Raw genomic sequence first — 25141 nt, 5'->3', positions numbered from 1 at the left:
CAGGAAAATGAGAGAGCAATCGGACCCCTTGAGCGCCGCTTTTGCCGCGCTCGCCGACCCCACCCGCCGCGCGATGCTCGCGAAGCTTTGCGAGGGCGAGGCAACCGTCAACGAGATCGCCGCCCCCTTCGACCTGTCGCTGCCGGCGATCTCGAAGCACTTGAAGGTGCTGGAGGGAGCGGGCCTCGTTTCGCGGGGGCGCAATGCCCAGTACCGGCCGTGCCGCCTGGAGGCGGGGCCGCTGAAGGAGGTCGCCGACTGGGTGGAGCGCTATCGGCGTTTCTGGGAGGGAAGCCTCGACCGCCTGGACGATTATCTGAAGGGAATTCAGCAGAAGGAGACACCCAAATGACAGCCTATGATCCAGCCGTGGAATCGGATGCCGAACTGTACCTGACCCGCACCTTCGACGCGCCGCGCGAGCTCGTCTTCCAGATGTGGACCCGGCCGGAGCATCTGAACAACTGGAGCTGCCCCAAGGGCATGACCATTCCGCACGCGGAAGGCGACATCCGGCCCGGCGGCTCCTACCGCACCTGCATGCGCTCGCCGGACGGCAAGGAGTACTGGCTGAGCGGCGTCTACAAGGAAATCGATGAACCGGAGCGCATCGTCTTCACCCATGTCTGGGACGACGAGACCGGCCGGCCCGGCCATGAAACCGTGGTGACGGTAACGCTCAAGGAAGCCGGCGCCGATAAGACCCGGCTCACTCTCCACCAGGCAATATTTACCTCGAAAGAATCGCGCGACGGCCATGAGAGCGGCTGGAGTTCGGCCCTCGACAATCTCGAAGACTATCTGGCCAAAAGCGGCTGAGCAGGTCGGCTGCCGTCGCGCGGCGGATTGAATCGGTTTGTCAACGACATGATTCATCGCGCCAGCATGGCCGCCCAACACCATGTATTGATTCTATTAAAGAGCCTCATGCCGGCCGCCGCTCAGGTGGCCGGCGCATTCTCTTCGCCACCGGCCACCGCCTCGAAGGCGGCTTGCAGGCGAGCGCGGACACCGGGACCGGGCCGCCCTGCGTGTGGCGGCGCACCGAGATGCTCGACCCGCAATTCCTCCATGAACTCGTCCCAAAGCGCCGGCCCGCCCTCCTCCAGAAGCCGGGCACGGACCGACAGCGCCTCGCTCGCCGGCAGCCATTTGCGCCCCCAAGCGCCGATCATGGCGAAGACCGGCAGAAGCTCTATGCCTTTTTCGGTCAGGCTGTAGATCGCCTTCTGCTTATGGCTCGGGTCGTCCTCCTTGGAGATGACGCCTTCCGCCATCAGCCGGCGCAGCCGATCGGCCAGGATATTCGAAGCGATCCCTTCCTCGTTCTGGGACAAGAGCTCGCGGAAGTGCCTGCGGTTCCCGAACATCATGTCGCGCACGATGATGAGGGACCACTTGTCCCCCAGCACCTCCAGCGTGAGGTTGATGGGGCACCCTGAGCGGTGGGCGGAATTTTCTTTGTCAGCAGCCAATTTCGCAGTCTCCAAAAAACCGGTTGCAATATAGGATCAGTTTGGTAACCTACAACCAGTTGCAAGATGCAATCAGAACTGGATGAAGTCAAGGAGGATGCCATGAACGAGCTTACGGACATCGCCCGCAGGAGCTATCTGGCTTACGTCGACAAGAATCGCGCCGCCATCGAGGCGGTGATCGCAGATGATTTCCATTTCACGAGCCCGCTCGACAACCGCATCGACCGGCGGACCTATTTCGAGCGCTGCTGGCCGGGCAGCGAGACGATCTCAGACTTCCGCTTCATCCGCCTCGTGCAGGAAGGAGACGAGGTGTTCGTTACCTATGAAGGAACGGCAACACCGGGCAGGCGCTTCCGCAACACGGAAGTCCTGACCGTGCGAGACGGCAAGATTGTCGAGGCGGAGGTCTATTTCGGCTGGAACGTCCCGCATGAAGCGCCGGCCGGCGGCTTCATCGACCAGGCGGGGCGGGGAGAGAACTCATGAGCCTTCGAACGATCCGCACGGACGGTATCGAGCTTGCCACCGAGGCCTTCGGCAATCAGGCCCATCCGCCGGTCCTGCTCATTATGGGCGGGATGGCCTCGATGCTTTGGTGGCCCGAGGAGTTTTGCCGCCGGCTCGCAGAACACGGCCGGTTTGTCATCCGCTACGATCAGCGCGATAGCGGTCTTTCGACGAAATATCCGGTCGGTCAGCCGGGATACGCCTTCGACGATGCAGTTGATGACATCTTCCGCGTGCTCGACGGCTACGGGATTTCCGGCGCCCATATCGTCGGCTTTTCCCTTGGCGGCATGGTCGGCCAGGGTGCCGCACTGAAGAATCCGGAACGCGTGCTTTCGCTGACGGCGATCAGCACTTCGCCGCTTGGGTTGGACACATCCCACCTCCCCGCGAGTGGCGAGGCCTGGCTGGAACACATGCAAGTGGACGTGGACTGGTCGGAACGGGCACAGGCGGTTCGCTACACGGTGGAAGATGCGCGCCTGATCGCGGGCACGGCACATCCATTCGACGAGGCCGGGACCAGAACCTTCATCGAGCGGGATTTCGACCGCTCGGGCGGTTATCTGAGCGCCACCAATCACAGCATTCTCTTCGATGTCGGCCAGGCATGGCAAGGTCGGCTGCCCGAGATGAAAGTGCCGCTTCTCGCCATTCACGGCACCGCCGATCCAATCTTTCCCGTCGATCACGGCGCGGCACTCGCGCAGGCGGTCGCCGGCGCCCGTCTTGTAAAACTGGAAGGCGGCGGCCACGAACTGCATCCCGGCGATTGGGACCGGATCATCTCGGCGATCACCGAACACACAGGCAATACCAACTGAACCAGAGGAAAGAAGGAGACGAACGATGAGACGATTGGTGGTTTGGAATTTGATGGCGCTCGACGGCTATTTCGAGGGCAAGAGCCCGTGGGATCTCGGCTTCCACGAGACGGTCTGGGGCGACGAGTTGCAGGCATTCTCGCTCGAACAGGGCAAGGAGATCGGCACGCTTTTGTTCGGGCGGCGTACCTATGAGGGCATGGCTGCCCACTGGACCAAGGCGACCGGGGACATTGCCGACATGATGAATTCGATCGACAAGGCGGTGGCATCCCGCACCCTCGACGAGGCGACATGGAACAACACCCGGCTTCTGAAGGGCGACGCTGTTGATGCGGTCAGGGCGCTGAAGGCGGAGGACGGCAAGGACGTCTTTGTGATGGGCAGCGCCGACCTGCTCGCCTCCCTGCTCAAGGCGGGGCTGGTGGACGAATACCGGCTCTGCCTCGCGCCGGTGGTGCTGGGCGGCGGCAATCCGCTGTTCAAGCCGCTGGGCGGGCAGATCAAGATGCGCCTTGAAAGCTCGCGCCCGCTCAAGACCGGTGGGGTGGTGCTGACCTATGCAGTGGGCGGGTAGCCCACTGTTCTCGCGACAGGAAACACAACGAGAGGAGACTGATAATGCCCTATGTCGACGGTTTCATTCTTCCCATGCCGAAGCAGAACATCGAAGCCTACAAGGAGATGGCCCGAAAGGCCGGCGAGATCTGGAAGGACCACGGCGCACTCGCCATTGTCGAGTGCATCGGAGACGATATTCCGTACGGGGAAGTGACTTCCTTTCCACGGTCTGTTCAGGCCAAGGAGGACGAGACGGTGGTCTTTGCCTGGATCGTCTACCAATCGCGCGAGCAGCGCGATGCGATCAATGCCAAGGTCATGGCCGACCCCAGGCTCAAGGGAGTCGAGAACATGCCGTTCGACGGCAAGCGCATGATCGTCGGCGGGTTCGAAGCGTTCGTGGAACTGTAGGAGGCGACGGACCGTCTATCCGATGAAACTCGCCACCGGTGGGCGGGTCGCCCAATGTGTTCCGTCCGGAAAAGCGACCCGCATCGTCCTTTCGAGGCGGAGCTGACCTCGTATGGAAAGGGAAGAGGAGATTTCAACATGCCCGCACAAAGCAAACCTGAGATCGCCCGCGCCTATTTCGGCGCCTACAAGACGAAGGACCGCAAGCTCGTCGGGGATATGCTGACGGCGGACTTCACTTTCACCAGCCCCTACGACGACGCCATAGACAGAGAGGCCTTCTTCGAGCGCTGCTGGCCGGCCGGCCAGCGCATGGCCGAAATTTCTCCGGAAGAAGTTGTCGAGAATGGGGACCGCGTATTCGTCTTGTACAGGTGCCTTACTCCGGAAGGGAAGGAATTTCGCAATGTCGAGACGCTCGATTTCACGGGCGACCGCATCCGCGCCATCAGTGTCTATTTCGGCGCAGCTTACATCGACGGCGTTTTCCAACCTTCCTGAGAGGCCGGCACTTGACCTTACCATGGAGGACCGCACCATGAGCCTGCCGCAAGTCGTTTCGCGTGAAGAATGGCTGGACGCCCGCAAGGCGCTGCTGGCCAAGGAAAAGGAAATGACGCGGGCGCGCGACGCACTGAACGCGGAGCGCCGTCTTCTGCCGATGGTGAAGATCGGCAAGAACTACGTCTTCGAAGGATCGGATGGCAGGAAGAGGCTGATCGACCTCTTCGGAGGCCGCCGGCAACTCATCGTCGGCCATTTCATGTTCGATCCGCGTTGGGAAAAGGGCTGCTCGAGTTGCACCGCCGGTGCCGACGAGATATCGGATGGGCTGATACGCCATCTCAACAGCCGCGACACCTCCTTTGCCTGCATATCGCGGGCGCCGGTCGAGAAGATCGAGCGCTACAAGGCGGAGCGCGGTTGGCGCTTTCCCTGGTATTCCTCCTATCGCAGCGACTTCAACTATGATTTCGGCGTGACCATCGACGAACGCCGGACTGCTCCGGTCTACAACTACCGCACGCTCAAGGAGCACGAGGAAGCCGGCACCGGATATTATTTCCAGGGCGAGCGCCCGCTGGAACAGCCCGGCACCAGCGTTTTCCTGCGCGTCGGCGACGACGTGTTCCACAGCTATTCGACCTTTGGCCGCGGCGCCGAGATGACGGGCGGCTCCTACTACTGGCTCGATCTTACGCCGCTCGGCCGTCAGGAGGACTGGGAAGAGCCGAAGGGGCGCGCCGAAAGCGCCCGTCGGGCCGTGCCCAGTTTCGAGGACTGAGCGCGAGCTATGCCCGTACCAATGCGCAAAAAAGGCGGAGAAGCGATCATGCCCGATTACATGACGAGGCGCAGGCTGCTGCAATCCGGCGCTGCCCTTTTAACCCTGGGGGTCACCGGCCAGGGGAAGATACCAACGGCACACGCGAACGAAGCCGGCATCACGGCGGCGAATGAAGCCATCGGCAAGACGATGCGGGCCCACGTGGCCGACGGCTACTTGCCCGGCGCCGTCTGGCTTCTCCACCGGAAGGGGCGGACGGAGACGGGCACCGCCGGCACTTTCGAGCTTGGGGGAGGCAAGCCCATGGCACGGGACACGATATTCCGCGTCGCCTCGATCACCAAGCCGGTGACGGCGGCGCTCGCCATGATGCTGGTGGAGGAAGGGCGGCTGGCGCTCGATGCCCCGGTCGACGATCTCCTGCCCGAACTGTCCGACCGGCGCGTGCTGACGAGCATCGACGCTCCGCTCGACGACACGGTGCCGGCGGACCGCCCGGTCACGCTGCGCCATCTGCTGACGATGACCTTCGGCCTCGGCGCGATAATGGTGTTTCCCGAACAGTACCCGATACAGGCCGCCATGCGGGAGGCGGGCATCGCGCCGGGCTGGGCGCTGCCCAAGATGTCGTCGGACGAATATATGGCAAAACTCGGCTCGATGCCGCTGGCGGCGCAGCCGGGCGAGATGTTCCTCTACAATAACGGGCTGGACGTGGCCGGCATCCTCATCGAGCGCGCGACCGGCAAGCGGCTCGGCGATGTGATGCGGGAACGGCTCTTCGATCCGCTTGGAATGAAGGATACCGGCTTTGACGTTCCGCCCGAAAAGCGCGACAGGCTGCCGCCCCAATACGGACCCGACTTCGCGGCCAATGACGGGACGCTGAAAGTGTTCGGCCCGGATGAAGGCGTCGATTTCACGAGCCAGCCCCCGCTCGATTCCGGCGCTGGCGGCCTTGTCACGACGGTGGACGACTATCTTGCGTTCTGCCGCATGATGCTGAACGGGGGAGAATTCGGCGGCACCCGGTTCCTGAAGGCCGAGACCGTAGCCGAGATGACCCGCGACCAGCTTACCCCGCAGCAGAAGGCCGGCCCGCATGCCGAGCCCTTCATGGCGCAAGGCGGCGCTGGCTGGGGCCTTGGAATGTCCGTGGCCGTGGAAAGGATCGCGCCATGGCTCGTCCCCGGCCGGTTCGGCTGGGATGGCGGCTACGGCACCTCCGCCTATACGGACCCGGAGAACGGCCTCATCGGGATATTCTTCAGCCAGCGCATGATGACCTCGCCGCAACCGCCTGAAACCTTCCTGGATTTCTGGACCCATGCCTACGAGGCGATCGGTTGATGGCGGCCGATCTTCTAAAATCCATTGGGGCGCTGCCGGATGGCGCCCCTTTCCTCGTCCCCGGAAAAGCCCCAGGGTCGGCCAACAACACCATAGAGACACTAGGAGAAACACGATGCGCTTCATGATGCTGATGATACCCGCTGGCTACGAGAAGGCCGGCCCGGAGTTGGATCTCGACCCGAAGGCAGTCGAGGCGATGATGGAATACAACAAGGCCCTCCAGGAGGCCGGCATCCTGCGCGATCTCAATGGGCTGCACCCGCCGTCCACCGGTGCGCGCGTTTCCTTCGCCACAGGCAAGCCCGTCGTCACCGACGGTCCCTTCGCGGAAACCAAGGAGGTTGTCGGCGGCTACTGGATTATCGAGGTCGGATCGCTGGAAGAGGCGGTGGAATGGGCGAAGCGCTGTCCGGGCTCTCCCAACGAGACCATCGAGATCCGCCGGATACAGGAGATGGAGGATTATTCGGAGGACGTGAAGAAGGCGGCAGCCGGTTTCGAGGAGATGCAGAAAAGGACGTGAATGCAGGAACGGACGCAAGGAGCGCAGACATGACGAAAACCTACCACGGAAGCTGCCATTGCGGCGGCGTGCGGTTCAAGGCCGAACTGGATCTGAGTGCAGGAACGAGCCGCTGCAACTGCTCGATTTGCCGAAAGGGGCGCTTCTGGAAAGCGGTCATTCCCGCCGAGAGCTTTGAGCTGATCGAGGGAGCGGACGAGCTGACGGAGTACACTTTCGCAAGCCATTCGATCCGCCATCTGTTCTGCCGGAACTGCGGCATCAAGCCGTTTGGACGCGGTGATGTGGAGCCGATCGGCCGGTTCGTGGCGGTGAATGTCGCTTGTCTCGACGATGCCAGCGACGAGGAGCTTGCCGCCGCGCCTGTCCAATACGAGGACGGCCGCAACAACCGCTGGGAAGCCGAACCCGCCGTCAAAAACTTCCTGTAGCCTGCCTTCCGCCGGCCCACCGCGCCACGAGGCGGCTGATCGGCGGGCCCAGGAGGAGCACGAACAGGAAGCGGGCCATCTGCAAGGCCATAATGAAGGAGATGTTCACGTTCTGCGAGGCAGCGGCGATGATGGCGACGGAATCCATCCCGCCGGGGCTGGTGGCCAGATAGGCCGTGAGCGGGTCGATGCCCCATTCCCAGTGGAGGAACCACGCAAGCCCGCCGCAAAAGGCCATCAGCGCCAATATGGAAAGCACCACCTGGGGCAGCGCCTTGAAGGCGGTGGCCAGCAGGGCGCGGTCGAATTTGAGGCCGATGGTCCAGCCGACCGCCACATAGCTCGCCCCCACGAGCCAGGGCGGCAGATCGACAGGCACGCCGAACCCGTTATGGGCGAGCGCAGCGGCAACGAACGCGCCGACGAAATAGGGCGCGGGAAGCCGGACGAGACGGCCGGCCAGCGCGCCCAGAAGGCCGATCCCGAGCGTGATGCCGAGCGAAGCCGGATCGACCGGACCGAACCAGACGGGTTCCGGAACCTCGACGCCGGACGTGTCGACCCACAGCCGGGCGATCAGCGCGGCCGCCACGGTGACGAAGATGACACGCAGATACTGCATGAAGGCCACCAGCCGCGCATCCGCCCCGAAAGCGCCTGCCATCAGGACCATGGCGGTCGCCGCCCCTGGCGCCGAGCCCCACACGGCCGTCGTTCCGGGGAGTATCTTCCAGCGGCTGACAAGCCAGCCGAGGAGGCTGCTCGCACCCACCGTTGCCAATACGGTCAACAGGAGCACCGGCCAGATATCGGCGAAGGAGGCGAGCACCGCCGGCTCCAGCGCGCTGCCCACGACCAGGCCCACCATCGCCTGCGCCGAGGCGAATACCAGCGTCGGCACCCGCACGGCAGCGCCGAGCGCGCCGATGAGGACCGCCGACAGCATGGGCCCGATCAGCAATGCGGCTGGCAGCGCCACCGCCAGCATGGCCGCCGTCAACAGCGTCGTGATCGCCACCAGGCAGAGCCATTGAAAGGACAAGGATCGGGCAGTGAGCGGTCCGATGGCGATCGGTTCGATCGGTTCCGTCATACCTGCCGCCATCCGTCCGCTTGAATCACTATGCGATCTTTACAGTCTAACCGTCTGCTTCCAAAGAATTCCTAGCCGTTCTTCGCCTTGTGGTCGGGTTCCACGTGAATGGTGACCTGCGCCCCGGCGACGGCGGCTTCCAAGGCATCCTCGATCCGGTCGCAAATGTGATGCGACCGCTCCACCGTCATGTCGGCTGGGACGACGAGATGGAATTCGATGAAGCGCGCCCGTCCCGCTTCGCGGGTCTTGAGGTCGTGGAATTCGAGCGCGCCGTCGCAGTTCTCGCGAATGGTGCGCTCGATCTCGGCGAGGTCGCCGGGCTCGACGGAGACGTCCATCAGCCCCTGCACCGAGGCGCTGACCATGTGCCAGCCGTGCCAGAGGATGTTGAACGCAACGACCACGGCCATCAGCGGGTCGAGCCAGAGCCAGCCGGTCGCGAGCGCCAGCAGCAGGCCGGCGATGACGCCGAGCGAGGTCACCACGTCCGTCCACAAATGGCGGCCGTCCGCGACCAGCGCCGGCGACCGCGCCGCGCGCCCGGCCCGCACGAGAACGAATGCCCATGCGCCGTTGCCCACGGCCGCAAGCGCAGTGATGGCAAGCCCGATGCCCGGCTCGCGCAGCGGCTGCGGAAAGGAAAACGCCATCACCGCCTCCTGAAGGATGAGCAGCGCCGCCACGGCGATCATCACGCCTTCCAGAACCGCCGACAGATATTCGGCCTTGTGATGGCCGAACGGGTGGTTGGCATCGGCGGGAATATGCGAAACGCGGATCGCGTACCAGGCCACGCCCGCCGCCACCACGTTGACTATGGATTCCATCGCGTCCGAGAACAGCGCGACCGACCCGGTGATCCACCAGGCCGCGAATTTGAGGAGCAGGATTCCAGCGCCGATGATGATGGACCAGAACGACAGCCGGCGAACCCTTGCGCTGGAAGCCATGAGCGTGAAGTTCTCCGTCACTTCCGGTCCGGGACCGGCAGTCAAGACCTGCCTGTCAGGCCGCCTTGACCTTCGCCTTTTTCGGCAGATGCGCCACGACGTTCTCAATCATGCGCATGCCGGCATTCTGACCCAGTGTCATGATCGATTCGGGATGGAATTGCACTGCCGCCACCGGCTCGCTTTCATGCTCGATGCCCATCACCACGCCGTCCTCCGTCTCCGCCGTCACCACAAATGCATCCGGTAGCCGCGACGGATCGGCGAAGATGGAATGATAGCGGCCCACCGTCACCTCGTTGGGCAGGCCCGAAAAGACCAGGCTGTTGCCGCCCACGCGGATGCGCGAGGGCTTGCCGTGCATAGGCTCGCGCAGATGCCGCAGTTCGCCGCCATAGGCCTGTACCAGCGCCTGCAGGCCAAGGCACACGCCGAAGATCGGCAGGCTGCGCGCCCGCGCCTTGCCGATGGTGGCCGCGCAGTCGAAGTCCTCCGGATTGCCCGGCCCCGGCGACAGCACCACCAGGTCCGGATCGACCCGGTCGAAGACCGCTTCGGCGACGGGCGTGCGCACCGTCGTCACCGTCGCGCCCGTCTGCCGGAAATAATTTGCCAGCGTATGCACGAAGGAATCTTCGTGATCGACGAGGAGGATGCGTACCCCCTCGCCCACCTTCGCCGCCTCGCGTGTTTCGTCCGCCATGTTCGATTTTCCCGCGTCCCGAATAGCCGAAATCATCGCCGAGGCTTTCAGTTCCGTCTCGGCTTCCTCTTCCTCGGGGTCGGAATCGTAGAGCAACGTGGCACCGGCACGCACTTCCGCGACGCCGTCCTTGATGCGGATGGTGCGCAGCGTCAGGCCGGTGTTCATGTCACCGTTGAAATGCACCATGCCGACCGCCCCACCATACCAGGCGCGCGGGCTCTTCTCGTTTTCCTCGATGAAGCGCATGGCCCACAGTTTGGGCGCGCCGGTGACCGTGACGGCCCAGGCGTGCGACAAGAAGGCATCGAAGGCGTCCATGCCCTCGCGCAGCCGTCCCTCGATATGATCGACCGTATGAATCAGCCGCGAATACATCTCGATCTGGCGCCGGCCGATGACGCGCACCGAGCCCGGCTCGCAAACCCGGCTCTTGTCGTTGCGGTCGACGTCCGAGCACATGGTCAGCTCGGACTCGTCCTTCTTTGAATTGAGCAGCTTCAATATCTGCTCCGAATCCGAGATCGCATCGTCGCCGCGCTTGATCGTGCCGGAAATGGGACAGGTCTCCACGCGCCGGCCCGAGACGCGCACGAACATTTCCGGCGAGGCGCCGACGAGATATTCCCGCTCGCCGAGATTGATGAAGAAGGAATAGGGGGACGGGTTGATCTTCTTCAGTTTGCGCGAGATCGCCGAGGGCGCGTTCTGGCAGCGCTCCAGGAACATCTGGCCCGGCACCACCTCGAAAAGGTCGCCGCGCAGGAAGCTCTCCTTGGCCTTTTCCACCAGCCTTGCATATTCGCCCGGCTCATGGTCGGCGCGCGGCGGCACGCGGTCGGCCGCCTTGTAGGGCTCTTCCCCCCCGCCGCGCGGCAGGCCCGCCGTATCGAAACCCTCCCCGGCATAGTCGTAGCGGTCGTGCCATGCCCTGGCCGCGTGGTGGTCGACCACAAGGATCTCGTCCGGCAAATAGAGCACGAGGTCGCGCTGGCTTTGCGGCCGCGCCAGCTTCAGCGTGACGGGATCGAACTGAAAGGCGAGATCGTAGCCGAATGCGCCGTAAAGGCCGAGATTGCCGTCCTGTTCCGTATGGAAGAGCGCCGTCACCGCCCTCAAGACGGTGAAGACGGAAGGAACGCGGGAGCGCTCCTCCTCCGACAAAATCTCCGCCGGCTCCGCCACGGCAAGCTCGATCCTGACAGGGGAGCGCGCAGTGACCGAGACGTCCGCAAGCGCATCGACCACGGGAGCGATGGCGCCAACCAGCACCTTGCCGCGCTCGTTGAGCGCCTCGATCTTTACGGCGCGGCCACGCGCGGAGATGACCAGCGGCGGATCGACGATCGCCGTATCCCACCGAGTATAGCGACCGGGATACTCGTAATTGGACGAGAACACCGCCCCCCTGCGCGAATCCAGCGCATCGATATAGGTGTCGATCGCGCCCTCATAGGCGGTGTCGCTACGCCGCCTGGTGATGGCGATGCCGCCCGCGGTGGTAAATCGCTCGCCGCCGTCTTCCAGAACTTCCAGAACCATTTTCTGCTCCCGTTTCCCGGCCGCCGGGAGGCCCGCAAACGAAAATGGCCGCCCGGTTTTCACCTGCGGCCAATCCATCAGTCACGCACAAATGTGGCGCCGGCCGCTATGAGCGGGCCCACCACCACAGGTTTGCGTTCGCGACAATCATCATCGGGGATTCAATAGCGGGCAATCAGCAAGGCGGCAAGCCCTTTCGGCGTTCGCGGGTGGAAGCTGCTGGACGCGGCGTTTCACCCGGAAGACGCGCGCCAGCGCCGCAGAACGTGCATCACCAGCCAGGACAGCGCCGCCCACGCGGCTCCCAGCGCCCAGCCGGCGGCAACGTCGCTCGGCCAGTGGACGCCGAGATATACGCGGCTGATGCCGACGATCCCCGCCACGAAGACGGCCACCACAAGCACATATGTCCGCACCCGGCGATCTTCGAAGAACTGGATGACGAGGGCCGCCAGCGTGAGATAGGCAACGGTGGTGACCAGCGCGTGACCGCTGGGAAAGCTGGCCGTATGCACCGCGTCGAGGTGATCAACGAGGTCGGGGCGCGGACGGTCGAAATATCCCTTGAGTGTGGACGACAGCAGCGCGCCCGAGCCCACCGAGAGCACGGCATAGAGCGCCGGGCCATAGCGCCGGGTCACGAGGAATAGCCCCACCACGGCAGCGAGTGTGAGGATAATCAGCGAATATCCGCCGATGGCGGTGATCTCCAGCGCCATCTCCTGCACCCAGGGCGGACCCAGGGGCTGGGTGGGGTTGCCGGGCTCGCGCATCATCAGAAACAGCGTTCGGTCCATTTCCCGGACCTCACCTTCCGCCATCTCGTCGGCGATTGCCATGAAGGCATAGACGCCCAGCGCAAACATGGCGAAAAGCGCGACCGGCAGCGCCTGCTCGCGGCCCTTTCGGGCACCTTTGGCCAGCCCTGAAAGCATCTGGGCCGTGAACGATCTTTCCTGCAACGAAAGCTCCTTCGCTTGAACACGGTCATCAGTAATAGTGTCGGTTGGAAAAATGTCTCCTACATTAAGGGGACAATACCAAGGACCGTGGAGCCCTCATGACCTGGTCATTCAGCCTCGGCAGCATCGCCGGCACCGTTATCCGCATACATGTGACCTTTTTCCTGCTTCTGGTATGGATATGGTTCATGCACTACCAGATAGGCGGCGCGGCGGCGGCCTGGGAAGGCGTTGCCTTCGTGCTGGCCATCTTTGCGTGCGTGGTGCTGCATGAATTCGGCCACGCGCTCGCGGCAAGGCGCTTCGGCATAAAGACGCCGGACATCACCCTGCTGCCGATCGGCGGACTGGCGCGGCTTGAGCGCATGCCCGAGGAGCCCGGCCAGGAGTTCATTATCGCCATCGCCGGACCGCTGGTGAATGTCATTATCGCGGGGCTGATCTTCATTGCGCTCGGCGGCACAGCGGGCATCGAGCAGATGATGCAGGTCGAAAATCCACGCGCGGACTTCCTCGTCCGGCTGGCTGGCGTCAACGTTTTCCTCGTGCTGTTCAACATGATTCCCGCCTTCCCGATGGACGGCGGACGTGTGCTGCGGGCCGCACTTGCCACCCGCATGAGCTGGCCGCGCGCCACCCAGATCGCCGCCAATATCGGCCAGGGGCTGGCATTCCTGTTCGGTTTCCTGGGGCTGCTCTACAATCCGCTGCTGATCTTCATCGCCATCTTCGTCTATCTGGCAGCCGCTGCGGAAGCGCAGAACGCGCAGATACGCGACATCTCCAACAGCGTCCTGACCGGCGACGTGATGGTGACGGAATTCGCCGCGCTCGACCGCTCGGCCACGATCGGCGACGCCATAGAACGCTTGTTGGCCACCACCCAGAACGAGTTCCCCATCGTCGATGCCGACGGCCGGATGGAAGGGTTGCTGACCCGCAACGACATGATCGCGGCTCTCAGGGAAACAGGCCCGGACAGTCCCGTAGTCACGGCCATGCGGACGGGTCTGCCGACCATCCATCGGCGCCAGAGCCTGACGGAGGGGTTCCGCCTGATGCAGTCGACCGGCGCGCCCGCGGTCGCCGTCCTGGACAGCGAAGGCCGGCTCGCCGGCCTGCTTACGCATGAAACCATCGGCGAGATGATGATGGTGCGCTCTGCCATGCCGGGAGGCTTCCGCTTCAGCCGGCTGCGACGGCCCGCGCGATGAAACGATATACCGCTTCTCCAGCTTGACAACGCCCCCCGCGCGTCCCACCTTGGACTTATGAACATGCGCATACGCACCATTTTGGGTAGTTTCAGGGTGTGTCCTATAGCGGGATACTGACCCCCGGTTCGGTGCCGCGCCTCCGAGCCGAGGGGGCGTGCAGTCGCCAGGCCAGAACGGTTTCAGGCTGAACGGCGGCAACTCACAGGCGCTCCCCATTAACCCGTATTGGCGAACGGCACGCGGTCGCGATGCCGCGTGGAGAAGGCAATGGCAAATAAGACAGGACGCAAGCCCCGCATAACGATTTCACAAACGGATCATGACCGGATTCTCGGTCTGGCCGATGCACTCGAAAGCCGTGACCCATTATTGGCCGAAACGATGGTGGCAGAGCTTGAGCGGGCGCGCGTCGTCAAGGATTCCGCATTGCCGAAAACGGTCGTGCGCATGGGCACGACGCTGACCTATACAGCCGATGGCGGCGAGGAAACGACGGTGACGCTGGTCTATCCCGGCGAAGCCGACATCGAGGCCGGCCGCATCTCCGTCACCACGCCCTTCGGCACCGCCCTCCTCGGCCTGTCCGTTGGCCAATCCATCGACTGGGAAGCCCGCAACGGCAAGGTACACCGGCTGACGGTGATCGATATCCGCGAGGATGAATGACACCGCCGGTTAGAACCCAGGCGAAAACCAGGTGGTTGGACTCTCAGAAGAGCCCCTCGATATAGCCTTGGTCGTTCAGGAAAATCTGCTCCGCCGACGGCGTGCGCGGCAGGCCCGGCATGGTCATGATCTCGCCGCAGATCGCCACAATGAAGCCTGCGCCCGCCGACAACCGGACTTCGCGCACCGGCACGACATGATCAATGGGCGCGCCGCGCAGGCTTGGGTCGGTGGAAAAGGAATACTGGGTCTTGGCCATGCAGACCGGCAGATGGCCGTAGCCCTGCTGCTCCCACTGGTGAAGCTGGCCACGCACGGATTTGTCTGCGATGGCCTCCGAACCGCGATAGATACGCCGCACGATAGTGTCAATCTTCTCGAACAGCGGCATGTCGTCGCCATAAAGCGGCGCGAACTGCGACGCGCCGCCCTCGGCCAGCGCCACCACCTTGTGCGCCAGTTCCTCGGAGCCGGCGGAGCCTTCGGCCCAATGGCGGCATAGGACCGCTTCCTCGCCCTGCGCCGCCACATAGGCTTTGACAGCTTCGATCTCGGCTTGCGTATCGGAATGGAAATGGTTGATGGCAACGACCGCGGGCACGCCGAACTGCTTCACGTTTTCGATATGCCGCCCGAGATTGGCACAACCCTTTTTGACCGCCCCGACATTCTCGGTTCCCAGATCCTCCTTCTTGACGCCACCATTCATTTTCAGCGCCCGGACCGTGGCGACGATGACGGCGGCGGCAGGTTTCAGCCCCGCCTTGCGGCATTTGATGTCGAAGAACTTCTCGGCCCCCAGATCGGCGCCGAAGCCGGCCTCGGTCACCACGTAGTCCGCCAGCTTCAATGCCGTTGTCGTGGCCATGACCGAGTTGCAGCCATGGGCGATATTGGCGAAGGGGCCGCCATGCACGAAGGCCGGGTTGTTTTCCAGCGTCTGCACGAGGTTGGGCTGGAGTGCATCCTTCAGCAGAACGGCCATCGCACCGTCGGCCTTGAGATCCCGCGCATAGACGGGGCTCTTGTCGCGGCGATAACCGATGATGATGTCACCCAGCCGCTTTTCGAGATCCTTGAGGTCCAACGCCAGGCACAGGATCGCCATCACTTCGGAGGCGACGGTGATGTCGAATCCGCCCTGGCGCGGAAAACCGTTGGCGACGCCGCCCAGCGAACAAACGATCTCGCGCAGGGCGCGGTCGTTCATGTCCATCACCCTTCGCCAGGCGACGCGGCGCGTGTCGATGCCGAGATCGTTGCCCCAGTAGATATGGTTGTCGATCAGCGCGGAAAGCAGATTGTGGGCGGAGGTGATGGCATGGAAATCGCCCGTGAAATGAAGGTTGATGTCCTCCATCGGCACCACCTGCGCATAGCCGCCGCCCGCCGCGCCACCCTTCATGCCAAAGCAGGGGCCGAGCGAGGCTTCGCGGATGCAGATGGCAGCCTTCTTGCCGATGCGGTTGAGCCCGTCGCCGAGACCCACCGTCGTCGTCGTCTTGCCTTCGCCCGCCGGTGTCGGGTTGATGGCGGTGACGAGAATGAGCTTGCCGTTCTCCCGGCCTTTCACCGACGCGATGAACTCCGCGGAAACCTTGGCCTTGTCATGACCGAAGGGTAAAAGATGCTCGGCCGGAATGCCGAGCTTTTCGCCGACCTCCAGGATCGGCTTCTTGCTTGCCGCCCGCGCGATCTCGATATCGGATTTGACTTCAGCCATCGTTGCTTTCCCTCTTCGTACCGGGCTTCACCCCGGTTTCTCGGCCGGGATTAAACCTCTCGCGCGCGGCTGGCCGCAGTTCCGAAAAAGGCATGGGCTGCGACGATTGCGACAGCAAGTGCCTAACGCGACGGCCAAACCCAGGGCGGACGGGGATGGTCTTCCAGCACAACCGTCTCGCCCAGTTCCTTGGCAAGGGTAAATGCCACGGCGCCTTCCATCTCTTCAAGGGCATCGGCCAGAACGGCGGAGTGGGTGATGACGATCACCTGGGAACGGTCTGCCGCCTGCGCGATCAGCCGGCCGAGCGGCTTGATCAAGGTTGGATGCAGGCTCGTTTCCGGCTCATTGAGAACGAGAAGAGAAGACGGCCTCGGCGACAGGAGCGCGGCGACGAGGAGCAGGTAACGCAAGGTCCCGTCGGAAAACTCGGCCGCCCGCAGCGGGCGCAGCAGACCGGGCTGACGCATGAGCACCTCGAACGGCCCATTGTCGATGGAGACTTCGACGCGGCTGCCGGGAAAAGCGTCATCGATCGCTTCTTCGAGCTCCTCCGGCGCGCCAATTTCCATGATCGTGCGCAGCGCCGCCGCCAGATCGGAACCGTCCGACGCCAGGACCGGCGTCCGCGTGCCGATCTGCGGGCGACGGGCGGCCGCTTCCGGATCGGTACGAAAATGATCGTAGAAGCGCCAGGCCCGCATGCGCTCGCGCAGGTAAAGCAGTTCGGGCGCCGCCCGGGGGTCGGCCGCATGCGTCATCATGCTGTCGTAGGAGGCAAGGTCGGTCAGGACGCTTCTGCGCGCGCCGACCTCGTCACGGATGGAGACGTGGCCTCGCCCTCGTTCGGCGAATGCATTGCTGCGCCCCAGGCTCTCACCGGCCCAGACTGCTTCGGCCTTGATCGCCGGGTCTCGCGCGAAGGCGCTGGTCAGATCGTCCGCGAGAAGCCCGAGATCGATCGCGTAGCCGTAGTCTTCGTCGGCGAAGCCGAGCTTCAGGCTCACGGGGTTCCTCCGCACCGTGCCCTGAACCGGCTGCTCGCCACGCTTCATGGCGGCCGAAAACTGCTCTGGTCCGGCCCATAGCGTGGAGTTCAGCCCGCCTTCCCTGGCAAGCGCGCCGACCACACCGCCCTGGGCGGTCTCGGCCAGAAGCCGGATTGCCCTGTAGAGGCTCGACTTGCCGCTTCCATTGGCGCCGGAGACGACGTTGAGCCTTCCGAGCGGCAGGACGAGTTCGCGCAAGGAGCGGTAGCCGGAAACGGCCAGGGTAAGAATCATCTCGATCTCCCGCGCCCCCGCGTCAAGCGCACTCCTACCCTGAACGATCGCCAGAAAAAGCCTCAGCGGTCCAGTACTTGTCGAAGCTCCACAAGATTGGAGCGCACCCGCAGGATGTAGAAGCCCATGGTGGCGAGGTGCGTCGGCATGATCCAGCCTGCCTCGCGGCCGTTGGAGACGATGAAGGGCGTGATGTTGAGGGCGGCGCGAAGCTGGCTCTCGGTGGTGTCCCACAGCGAACCCAGCGAGCGCTGGTTTACCACATCCTCGAAATCGGCCCGCGCGGCGTGCAGAAGCCCGTAATAGCCGTAGAGCTGGCCATAGGCGAACCAGAACCGGTCGTCGGCGCGGGTGTCGAACCAGCCGCTATTGTAGTTTTCCGACCGCTCGCGCAGGATCGCGGATGTGGAGCCGATATCGTTAGCGATGCGGTCCAGGAACTGGATGAGATTGTCGGCGCGGGCGTCGAACACGGCTTCGCACCTTTCTAGCCGGTCATTGAAGCGGCGCAGGCTTTCGATCGTCGTGCGATAAAAGCCCGGCGTGGGGATCTTGGGGCCGAACGGGTCGAGGCCGAAATACCACGCGTTTTCTGAAAACTGGATGCTCTCGCGCGCCTTCTGCAGGTCATTGTCGATCTGCGACGTCCCGCGCACGCGCCCGAGCGCGTCGACCAGCTCCACTGCCGTGCGGCGCACCGTCTGGTTCACGCCGCGCTGGAAGGAGGCCTTGTTGTCGAAGAACGGCGTGTCGTCCCAATCGATGAAGAAGAAGCCGGTCTTGTAGAGCAGCATGGAGGATATCCATGCGTTCTCATTGACGTTGAAATCCGTGAGGTCCGCCGCCACCTCGGCAATGGCCGAGCGCCCGCAGGTGCGCGTTTCGCCGCCCTCGGTGGCCGCCACCTGCTCGCCGGCCGAAACCGTGCGGCTTTCCAGGTTGTAGGCCTGCACATAGTCCGGGTTGAAATTAGTCCATACCTGGCTCTGCCAGAAGAAATAGGCGTAGAGCCCGACGAAAAGCAGGACGATCGAGCCCACAGCCAGCTGCAATATCCACCCCCGCCGGCGATACCACCGGGCAGCCGCCATGAACGGCCAGGCGAGCCAGGCGACAACATAGCCGATACCACGGCCGATCCACAGGAAAATGCGGGCGAAGAAATTCACGATCGGCTCAAGCACGGCACCACCCCTCAATCCAGCCCGAAAAGACGCCGGCGCAGCGCCCGCTTGTCCTTGAGATAGGAGGTTTTGAGCGTATTCACAACATGGGCGCGCCACGGCTCGGGATAGGTTTCGTAATCACGGTAAAAACCCTGCTTGTTGAAGACGAAGCGCATGAGGAAATCGAAGGGCGCGTAGTCCGAGAGAAGCCGGTTCACCAGCCATGCGTCCGCATGCGCGGGGTTGGCCCGCACCACCATCAGCCGCTGCGCCGGCGAAAGCTCGGCCATTTTCAACTGGCCGAGCTGTCGGATTTCGCGCAGCGCCGCATTGAAGAAGGGATAACGGCCATCGCGGTTCACCCGGTCCGCGTGCCGGTGCATCCAGGTTTGCAGCCAGACCTGATCGGCCTTCGAAAAGTCCCGCTCCGGCTCGGTTCGCCGGATGAGATCGGCAAGCGCCAGCGTGGCGCGGTGATCGAGGAAGCCGGATCGCTCGACCCAGGAAGCGCGGGGCAGCTCGATGCGGCCCGTCTCGGCCAGGAACCGGTAGATGCGCTCCTTGTCGTCCAGCGACAGATAGCTGACCTGCCAGGGGCGCGAGCGGCGGAAGCCGGGCGCGTTACGGTCGGCGATCACCGTCGTCGTATCGCGGTCGGCAAACACGTAGACCCCGCCGAAATGGCTGGTCCAGTAGGCATCGTGCCGGAAGATCACCTGATCGGGCACCAGCGCGTTGTCGCGGATATCGCCCGTCTCCTTCGCCAGTTCCACCATGCGCTTCAAGAGCGCATCGTCGCGCCACGCGTCGGGCTCCTGCTTCAACCGGTCGGAAAGCCGGCCGAGTTCGGCGGCCTTGCCCAGAAGGTCCTCCGCCGAAAGAACCTTGAACTCGACCTGCCCGATCGACAGCAGATCCTCGATATCCTCGACCCGGGCGACATGCTCTTCGATCTCGCCATAGATCACGTCCCTGATGGTGATCGCGTTGATCGACCGCGCATTCTTGCTCATGAACTCGTAGACGAGCTCGGACGTATTGGAAAAGGCGGTGTGCACCACCGGCAGGTCGATCTGCGAAGGCGTGAGGATGATGAAGCGGCGGTTGACCTGATTGGGGTCGAGATAGTGCTCGTCGCCCAGTTCCTCGGCGATTTGCGGCGAAAAGCCGGTGCGGTCGATGTCGAAGGATCGAAGCTTGATCGGCGCGAGGCCGAAGGCGCCGAGCGCCTTGTTGTATCGCGCGATCAGATGCGGCTCCTCGACGGTGAGGAGGCGGCCATAGATGAGCTCGTTTTCGTAGAGGCGGTTCATGGGAGCGGAACGGGAAGTGCTGGGTTGGGACCCAGATTTCGACGCGCACGAGCTACCACCTTCCGGCCTCCTTCATCGCCTCTATCTCCCGCATCGCTCTTTCCCTGAGCCGCTGATCACGCACCAGATTGTTCACCGCCGTCTCGTCGGCGCGGTCGGCGTAGCGGAATTCCGAATCCGCGTAGCGGTTGATCTCCTGCATCACCATCGCCATGGTGAAGGGCCGGCGCAGCTCGGCGATCATGGACTTCTTATCGTCGTAGGATTTGCGCATGAAGACGTCGGGCGCCTCGAACCAATGGTCGGGCAGCTCGATATCCATGGCGCGCATCTTGACGGCGTCGGTGATGTTGCGGATCGCGCGGCCGGTGAAGCGGGGCTCGGCCTGCTTGATCATGTGCAGATAGGCGCCGATATCGGCCAGGGTCCTGGGCTCTCCGACATCGTTCAGGAAGCGCTCATAGACGCGCTGCAGCCCCTCCTCCTGCGGCTTCGAATGCGCTTCATAGGCGGTCTCCACTGCCCGCTTGATCTCCTGCGTGGCATAAAGGTCATGGTCGCCCAGCGGGATGTTGTGGTTCTTGCCGGCCAGCAGCGCGAAGATGTCGATATAGTCTTCCAGCGTCTGCGGACCGTCGACCAGCCAGCGCGCGCCCGCACGCTGGCGCAACGCGTCGTCGACATTCTCGGGATGGTTGGAGAACATGCCGAAGGTGCAATTGCCGCGCACCACGGTCGTGGCGCCGGCGAAGCTTTCCATCAGCACGCCGGTGACTTCCTGCTGGCCGGCCGAGGCTCTGTCGTTCGAGCGCTTGGCGGCCACCTGGTCGATGTCGTCGATCGTGCCGAAACCGATGGCGCGCGGGCTGAGCACGTTTTCCACGAACTGCTTGCAGTTCTGGCCGGACTTGCCCTGGTAGGACGAGATCTGATCGACGCCGAAATTCTCGTAGTGGAACGGCACGCCCGCCACCTGGCAGTAATCGTTGAGGAGTCCGGCCGTCATCTGGATGAGGATGGTCTTGCCGGTGCCCGGCGCACCGTCGCCGATAAAGGTGAAGAGAAAGCCGCCCAACTCCTCGAAGGGGTTGAGCTGGCGTTCGAAATCATAGGCCATCAGCATCTTGGCGAGCTTCATGGCCTGATACTTGGCGATGTGGTTGCCGATGATCTCGTTCGGCTTCTTGAAGCTCATCGCCAGCGGCTTGCGTTTTTTCCCGGGCGCCACGTCGAAGCCGTCCAGCGTGAAATCGTCGGCCTCGAGGCGCATATGCGCGTCCTCGAAGGCGCCGAGGCCCGAAAAGCGGCTCTTGCGCTGAAGAAGCCCTTCTATGGCCACCCGCGCCAGCGCCTTGGCGCGCGCGATCATCGCCTGTTCGTCCGGCGCGCCGGCAATCGCCGCGTCGAGCCCGGCAACCAGCGATTTCAGCGCATCCTGCGGCGTGTCGAACAGGAAATCGGGCTCCTGGAGGTCGTTGGCGGGCTCGGCGTCGGTCTCCAGCATCTGCGTGAGATAGGCGGCGAAGGCGAAGGCCGCGACATAGGCCGAGGCCGACAGCAGCGTCTTGTAGGTTTGCGCGGCGTCGCCTTCCAGCGGCGCGCGCGCATTCCTGGCCTGCAGCGATTCCAGTTCGCTCGCGCGGGCAAAATTGTCGGCGACCGCCAGCGCCACCGCAAGGCCGCGCCGCGCGCGGTAGAGCAGCGTGTGCTGGGCGATGGACAGCATCGGATCATCGGCCCGCACCGCCGCGATGGTGCGGGCAAGCTCGACCTCACGCGTTCTGCGGACAGAGCCCGTGGAGACGGTCGAGACGAAGCGGCGGCCCGTGCCGGCGAGCGCCATCTTGGACCGCCCGCCATCGTCTTCCATCACGACGACGCGCGTCACCAGCGATTGCGCGGTGGCGCGGTGCTTTTCAACGTCCTTCTCGTCGATCAGCGTCAGGCCGGTATCCATGGGGCGCCTCCGTGCTTAAACATCCGTGATCACCCCGCCGGCCGAAACGACATGGACCTTGTAGCCGTCGAATATCCTGCCCGCCTCGCCGCTGGCATAGAGCGCCTGGTAGGCTTCGTGCGGCACCAGCGCGTGCTTTTCATAGGCGCTGACACCCATGCGGGCAGCTTCCAGATCGTCGGTCTCCAGATGGAACTCCTCGCGCGGCGGCTGACTGGACCAGAGCCCCTTCCTGCCCGGCTGCTCGGCCTTCGAATAGACCTCCTGCACGGTCCAGGTCAAAAGCCAGGCATTGTCCTGCCGGTGCACTTTTGCCAGCACCTCGGAGACGGTCGAATTGTGCGCGGTGATGCCGGCCGTATAGAACGGCCCTAGCACGACGCGGCGCAGCTGCTTGGGGTGCAGCGTGTCGAAATCGCGGTCGAGATTGGTGGCGATGGTGGCGGGCGAGAGCGAATAGGACGAGTTCTTTTCCGCGAAATCGTCGAAACGGTGGGCAAGGTCCGGATTGAGCAGGCCGCCGACCGGCAGCGGGATCTCGACATCCTCGTTGAGCCGGCCCTCGCCGGCGACCAGCGAGGCCGTCATGTTTTCCGACGAATCCTCGACCGCGGCCATATAGACCAGTGGCAGATTGGCCGCCCCGTCGAACGCGCCCCAGTGGACGATGTAGTAGGGTCTTTTCGTTTTCGGGTTCACCGAAACGCGCACGGTTTCCGGCAGGACGAGCGGCGAGAACACGCGGCCTTCGCGCACATCCTCAAGATACAGCCGCTCGGCCATGGCGCGCTGCAATTCGCCCGGAAAGGCGCGGTGGCGCAGGATGAAGTCGACCATCTCCTCGCGCAGCGTCTGAGGCTCGGCGATCGATGCCAGACGCTTGTCAGCCTCACGCCGGTCGTTCTCCAGTTCGAGCACGTTTTGAAACAGCGGATAGCCGCTTTCGGCACGCTGGATGCGGAAGCTTTCGAGAAAACCCAGCCGGTTCTTCCACGCCCGGAAGGAATGCTCCAGCCGCGCGATATAGGGCATGACGGTTTCGGCCACGAGGTCGTTGCGCCGATAGGGCGAGGCCCGGCTGTCGGCGAGATAGGCGCCAAGACCGTCGAGCGCCGCGGCAATGGCATCGAAATAGCGGCTGGCGGCTTCGTTGGTGCTCATGGAGCTATTCCCGCGCCCCCGTGCGTTCCCGTTACCATCACTGCCTGACGTAGTTCGCCGCGTCGTGCTTCTTCATCACGTCGTCGAACCGGCGCGCGAAAGCATCGTCGGCCAGCTTCTTGCGGCGCTGGATGTCGGCGGTCGTCACCATGTTCTTCTCGTGCAGTTCCAGAAGATCGCCGATATGGCGCTGGGCCGCCGCGCCGATGCCGGCCATCGTTTCCTCGGCGGTGTTGTCGACCTGGCTGCCCAGCGTGTTGATGCGGTGGGCGACGTCCTGCTGGGCCGCCGTCTTCAGCGAATCCTCCAGCGCCTTGTAGAGCACGATGCGCTGCTCGGTATCGATGGTCAGCTTGTTGATGAGGGTCGATTGCGCGGCGATCTGATTGTTGAGCGAATCCACGAAGGTCTGGAACATCGAGGTATAGCGCTCCAGCGTCTGGCTCTCGGCCAGAAGCTCCTGCTCCTTCGCCTGCGCTTCATTGTATTCGGTGGCCAGTTTGGAGCGCTCGCCTTCGAGCTGGGTACGGTCCTTCTGGCTGGTCGAGGCTGAGATCCTGTTCTCGATGTCGAGAAGCATGGGGTTGAGCTCCTCGATGCGCTTTTGCGTTGCCTCGAGCTTGTCCATGGCCGTCTTGCGCCGCTCGATCACCTTGGCAAGGCTCGCCTCGGATGTGGCATAGCGGCTTTCCAGAACCTGCTTCTGTTCCTTGAGGATGCCGGTGATCGTGTCGGATTTCGCCAGCAGCTCCTGCAGATTGCCTGCCAGCGACATGTTGCGCACGCGCTCGGTGCGCATGCGCTGCTTGCGCTGCTTGGAAAAGATGCCGATGAAGTTTTCCCAGCCCGAATAGCTCTTCATGCTCTCGAACTCGGCGCCGAAGACGTTGGTGGCGTCCTCGAGGCCGATGATGAGGTCGGCGATATTGGCCTCCATCACCTTCTGCTGCTTGAGCACGTCCTGGATGCGGGCATTCTCGATGTCGAAATCCGCCTGGCCGATGGTCTGGTCGCTCTGCGCCAGCTTTTCCAGCACCGTCGTCGACTGCTCCATCCGGGAGCGCATTTCATTGACGACCGATTCCGTCTTCGCGATCTCGGCGTCGAAATTCTGCAGCGTGGCCATGCGGTTCTCCTGGAGGGGCGGCAAGTTTGGCGAATATAGGTTGGAGCCGTGACGAATGGAAGTTGCAGCACGCCTCCCCGGTATTACCCGGCCGGCCTTGCAAAACCGATCATGTCCTCCGGCCGCCAGCGGCCCATCTCTTCCTCCCAGTGCCGGCGGCAGAGCGAGACATAGACGTCCTTGCCGATGGCCACCTGCGCGCCCTGCCTGGCGACCTTTCCGTCCGGCCCGAGGCGGACCACCATGGTGGCCTTGCGCCCGCAGCGGCAGATGGTGCGCACCTCCCGCAGTTCGTCGGCAATGGCCAGAAGCGCCTGGGAGCCGGGGAACAGCTTGCCCTGGAAATCCGTCCGCAGCCCATAGCACATGACCGGGATGCCCATCCGGTCGGCGACCCGCGCAAGCTGCCAGACCTGCTCTTCCTCAAGAAACTGGGCCTCGTCGACGAAGACGCAATGGGTGGCGGTGTGGGCGTGATGGTCGGCGATCCGGGCGTAAAGGTCGTCGCCGGCGGCGAACATCTCCGCGCCCGCTTCCAGGCCGATGCGCGAGGAGATGTAGCCCTCGTCGTCCTTGCGGTAGTGCCCGGCCACGAACAGCATCGTGTTCATGCCGCGCTCGCGATAATTGTACGAAGCCTGCAGGAGCAGTGTCGACTTGCCCGCATTCATCGTTGCGTAGTGGAAGTAAAGCTTTGCCATGGTTCGCTCGCCCGCAAGGTTCGGATGCTGATAGCAACAGGCAGAGGATGCAGGAAAGCGTCCACGCCCCACCATCCACCGGATTGAAGCCTATTCCTTTGCGCTTGCGGAAAGGGGAAAATGATGCTTGCCTTTTATTCAAGGGCTTATGCATCTAAAAGCTCACTTCCGACAACGACGCAACCAGGGGAGAACC

Annotated in this window: 26 protein-coding genes; 13 read left to right on the top strand and 13 right to left on the bottom strand. The window is 63.5% G+C overall.

Translation table 11 applies throughout. The features are described 5' to 3' along the window. The first annotated feature begins 7 nt into the window (after nt 1-7). Together N1058_RS08080 and N1058_RS08075 are read left to right on the top strand one after the other, a co-directional pair. Nucleotides 8-352, top strand: coding sequence for an ArsR/SmtB family transcription factor (locus N1058_RS08080; RefSeq protein WP_265516992.1), 345 nt, complete (start codon nt 8-10; stop codon nt 350-352). Further along, a complete protein-coding gene (locus N1058_RS08075) occupies nt 349-819 on the top strand; it encodes an SRPBCC family protein (protein ID WP_265516991.1) in 471 nt (156 codons plus the stop codon). Before N1058_RS08080 ends, N1058_RS08075 begins: the two co-directional genes overlap by 4 nt. Nucleotides 820-941: 122 nt before the next feature. On the opposite strand, the gene N1058_RS08070 is transcribed toward N1058_RS08075, so the two are convergent. After that, on the bottom strand, nt 942-1475 hold the full coding sequence (locus tag N1058_RS08070) for a winged helix-turn-helix transcriptional regulator (RefSeq protein WP_265516990.1): 534 nt from the start codon (nt 1473-1475) through the stop codon (nt 942-944). A gap of 102 nt (nt 1476-1577) precedes the next feature. Here N1058_RS08070 and N1058_RS08065 point away from each other — a divergent pair, with 102 nt between their 5' ends. From N1058_RS08065 to N1058_RS08025, 9 genes are all read left to right on the top strand, one after another. Then, nucleotides 1578-1967, top strand: coding sequence for a nuclear transport factor 2 family protein (locus N1058_RS08065; protein WP_265516989.1), 390 nt, complete (start codon nt 1578-1580; stop codon nt 1965-1967). Then, nucleotides 1964-2812, top strand: a complete 849-nt coding sequence (locus N1058_RS08060; protein WP_265516988.1) for an alpha/beta fold hydrolase — start codon at nt 1964-1966, stop codon at nt 2810-2812. The genes N1058_RS08065 and N1058_RS08060 overlap by 4 nt, the downstream gene beginning before the upstream one ends. A 25-nt stretch (nt 2813-2837) precedes the next feature. Beyond that, nucleotides 2838-3389: a dihydrofolate reductase family protein gene (locus N1058_RS08055; protein ID WP_265516987.1), complete on the top strand. Its 552-nt coding sequence runs from the start codon at nt 2838-2840 to the stop codon at nt 3387-3389. Nucleotides 3390-3433: 44 nt separating this feature from the next. Beyond that, a complete protein-coding gene (locus N1058_RS08050; protein WP_265516986.1) occupies nt 3434-3784 on the top strand; it encodes a DUF1428 domain-containing protein in 351 nt (116 codons plus the stop codon). Nucleotides 3785-3922: 138 nt separating this feature from the next. Then, nucleotides 3923-4285, top strand: coding sequence for a nuclear transport factor 2 family protein (locus N1058_RS08045; RefSeq protein ID WP_265516985.1), 363 nt, complete (start codon nt 3923-3925; stop codon nt 4283-4285). 37 nt (nt 4286-4322) lie between these two features. Then, a complete protein-coding gene (locus N1058_RS08040; RefSeq protein ID WP_265516984.1) occupies nt 4323-5069 on the top strand; it encodes a DUF899 domain-containing protein in 747 nt (248 codons plus the stop codon). A gap of 48 nt (nt 5070-5117) precedes the next feature. Continuing rightward, nucleotides 5118-6422 (top strand): serine hydrolase domain-containing protein, encoded by a 1305-nt coding sequence (locus N1058_RS08035; RefSeq protein WP_265516983.1) that lies wholly within the window; start codon nt 5118-5120, stop codon nt 6420-6422. 115 nt (nt 6423-6537) lie between these two features. Next, the gene (locus N1058_RS08030) at nt 6538-6948 is read left to right on the top strand and encodes a YciI family protein (protein ID WP_265516982.1); all 411 of its coding nucleotides are present in this window, start codon (nt 6538-6540) and stop codon (nt 6946-6948) included. 29 nt (nt 6949-6977) lie between these two features. Further along, on the top strand, nt 6978-7379 hold the full coding sequence (locus N1058_RS08025) for a GFA family protein (RefSeq protein ID WP_265516981.1): 402 nt from the start codon (nt 6978-6980) through the stop codon (nt 7377-7379). Here N1058_RS08025 and N1058_RS08020 read toward each other — a convergent pair. The 4 genes from N1058_RS08020 to N1058_RS08005 form a co-directional block, all read right to left on the bottom strand. Continuing rightward, nucleotides 7363-8472, bottom strand: a complete 1110-nt coding sequence (locus N1058_RS08020) for an AbrB family transcriptional regulator (RefSeq protein WP_265516980.1) — start codon at nt 8470-8472, stop codon at nt 7363-7365. The two genes, N1058_RS08025 and N1058_RS08020, sit on opposite strands and share 17 nt — an antisense overlap. Before the next feature lie 71 nt (nt 8473-8543). Then, complete coding sequence (locus tag N1058_RS08015; RefSeq protein WP_265517157.1) at nt 8544-9425, bottom strand: cation diffusion facilitator family transporter; 882 nt, start codon at nt 9423-9425, stop codon at nt 8544-8546. Nucleotides 9426-9480: 55 nt separating this feature from the next. Continuing rightward, nucleotides 9481-11670: an anthranilate synthase gene (locus N1058_RS08010; protein WP_265516979.1), complete on the bottom strand. Its 2190-nt coding sequence runs from the start codon at nt 11668-11670 to the stop codon at nt 9481-9483. A 233-nt stretch (nt 11671-11903) separates the two neighbouring features. Continuing rightward, the gene (locus tag N1058_RS08005; protein ID WP_265516978.1) at nt 11904-12632 is read right to left on the bottom strand and encodes a phosphatase PAP2 family protein; all 729 of its coding nucleotides are present in this window, start codon (nt 12630-12632) and stop codon (nt 11904-11906) included. A gap of 98 nt (nt 12633-12730) precedes the next feature. Here N1058_RS08005 and N1058_RS08000 point away from each other — a divergent pair, with 98 nt between their 5' ends. After that, nucleotides 12731-13846, top strand: a complete 1116-nt coding sequence (locus N1058_RS08000) for a site-2 protease family protein (protein ID WP_265516977.1) — start codon at nt 12731-12733, stop codon at nt 13844-13846. A 270-nt stretch (nt 13847-14116) separates the two neighbouring features. Then, nucleotides 14117-14515 (top strand): nucleoside diphosphate kinase regulator, encoded by a 399-nt coding sequence (gene rnk, locus N1058_RS07995; RefSeq protein ID WP_265516976.1) that lies wholly within the window; start codon nt 14117-14119, stop codon nt 14513-14515. A gap of 43 nt (nt 14516-14558) precedes the next feature. Here the strand turns inward: rnk and N1058_RS07990 are convergent, their stop codons facing one another. The 8 genes from N1058_RS07990 to N1058_RS07955 form a co-directional block, all read right to left on the bottom strand. After that, nucleotides 14559-16238, bottom strand: coding sequence for a formate--tetrahydrofolate ligase (locus tag N1058_RS07990; RefSeq protein WP_265516975.1), 1680 nt, complete (start codon nt 16236-16238; stop codon nt 14559-14561). A gap of 122 nt (nt 16239-16360) precedes the next feature. Beyond that, on the bottom strand, nt 16361-17521 hold the full coding sequence (locus tag N1058_RS07985; RefSeq protein WP_265516974.1) for an AAA family ATPase: 1161 nt from the start codon (nt 17519-17521) through the stop codon (nt 16361-16363). A 62-nt stretch (nt 17522-17583) separates the two neighbouring features. Beyond that, entirely contained in the window at nt 17584-18705 is a 1122-nt protein-coding gene (locus tag N1058_RS07980) for a DUF2333 family protein (protein ID WP_265516973.1), read from the bottom strand. A gap of 11 nt (nt 18706-18716) precedes the next feature. Next, nucleotides 18717-20000, bottom strand: a complete 1284-nt coding sequence (locus tag N1058_RS07975) for a DUF6638 family protein (protein ID WP_265516972.1) — start codon at nt 19998-20000, stop codon at nt 18717-18719. 52 nt (nt 20001-20052) lie between these two features. Further along, a complete protein-coding gene (locus N1058_RS07970) occupies nt 20053-21957 on the bottom strand; it encodes an AAA family ATPase (protein ID WP_265516971.1) in 1905 nt (634 codons plus the stop codon). Between the two features lie 15 nt (nt 21958-21972). Continuing rightward, nucleotides 21973-23118 carry a hypothetical protein gene (locus tag N1058_RS07965; protein ID WP_265516970.1) on the bottom strand — a complete coding sequence of 382 codons (1146 nt, stop codon included), beginning with the start codon at nt 23116-23118 and terminating at the stop codon, nt 21973-21975. 37 nt (nt 23119-23155) lie between these two features. Next, nucleotides 23156-24244, bottom strand: coding sequence for a hypothetical protein (locus tag N1058_RS07960; RefSeq protein WP_265516969.1), 1089 nt, complete (start codon nt 24242-24244; stop codon nt 23156-23158). Nucleotides 24245-24327: 83 nt separating this feature from the next. Further along, nucleotides 24328-24945, bottom strand: a complete 618-nt coding sequence (locus N1058_RS07955) for a thymidine kinase (RefSeq protein ID WP_265516968.1) — start codon at nt 24943-24945, stop codon at nt 24328-24330. Nucleotides 24946-25141: the final 196 nt, after the last annotated feature.

Source organism: Nitratireductor luteus, assembly GCF_026162365.1.
Classification (GTDB): Bacteria; Pseudomonadota; Alphaproteobacteria; order Rhizobiales; family Rhizobiaceae; genus Chelativorans; species Chelativorans luteus.
Note: the sequence above shows the minus strand (reverse complement) of the source record. Positions and strands in the feature narration are given on the sequence as shown.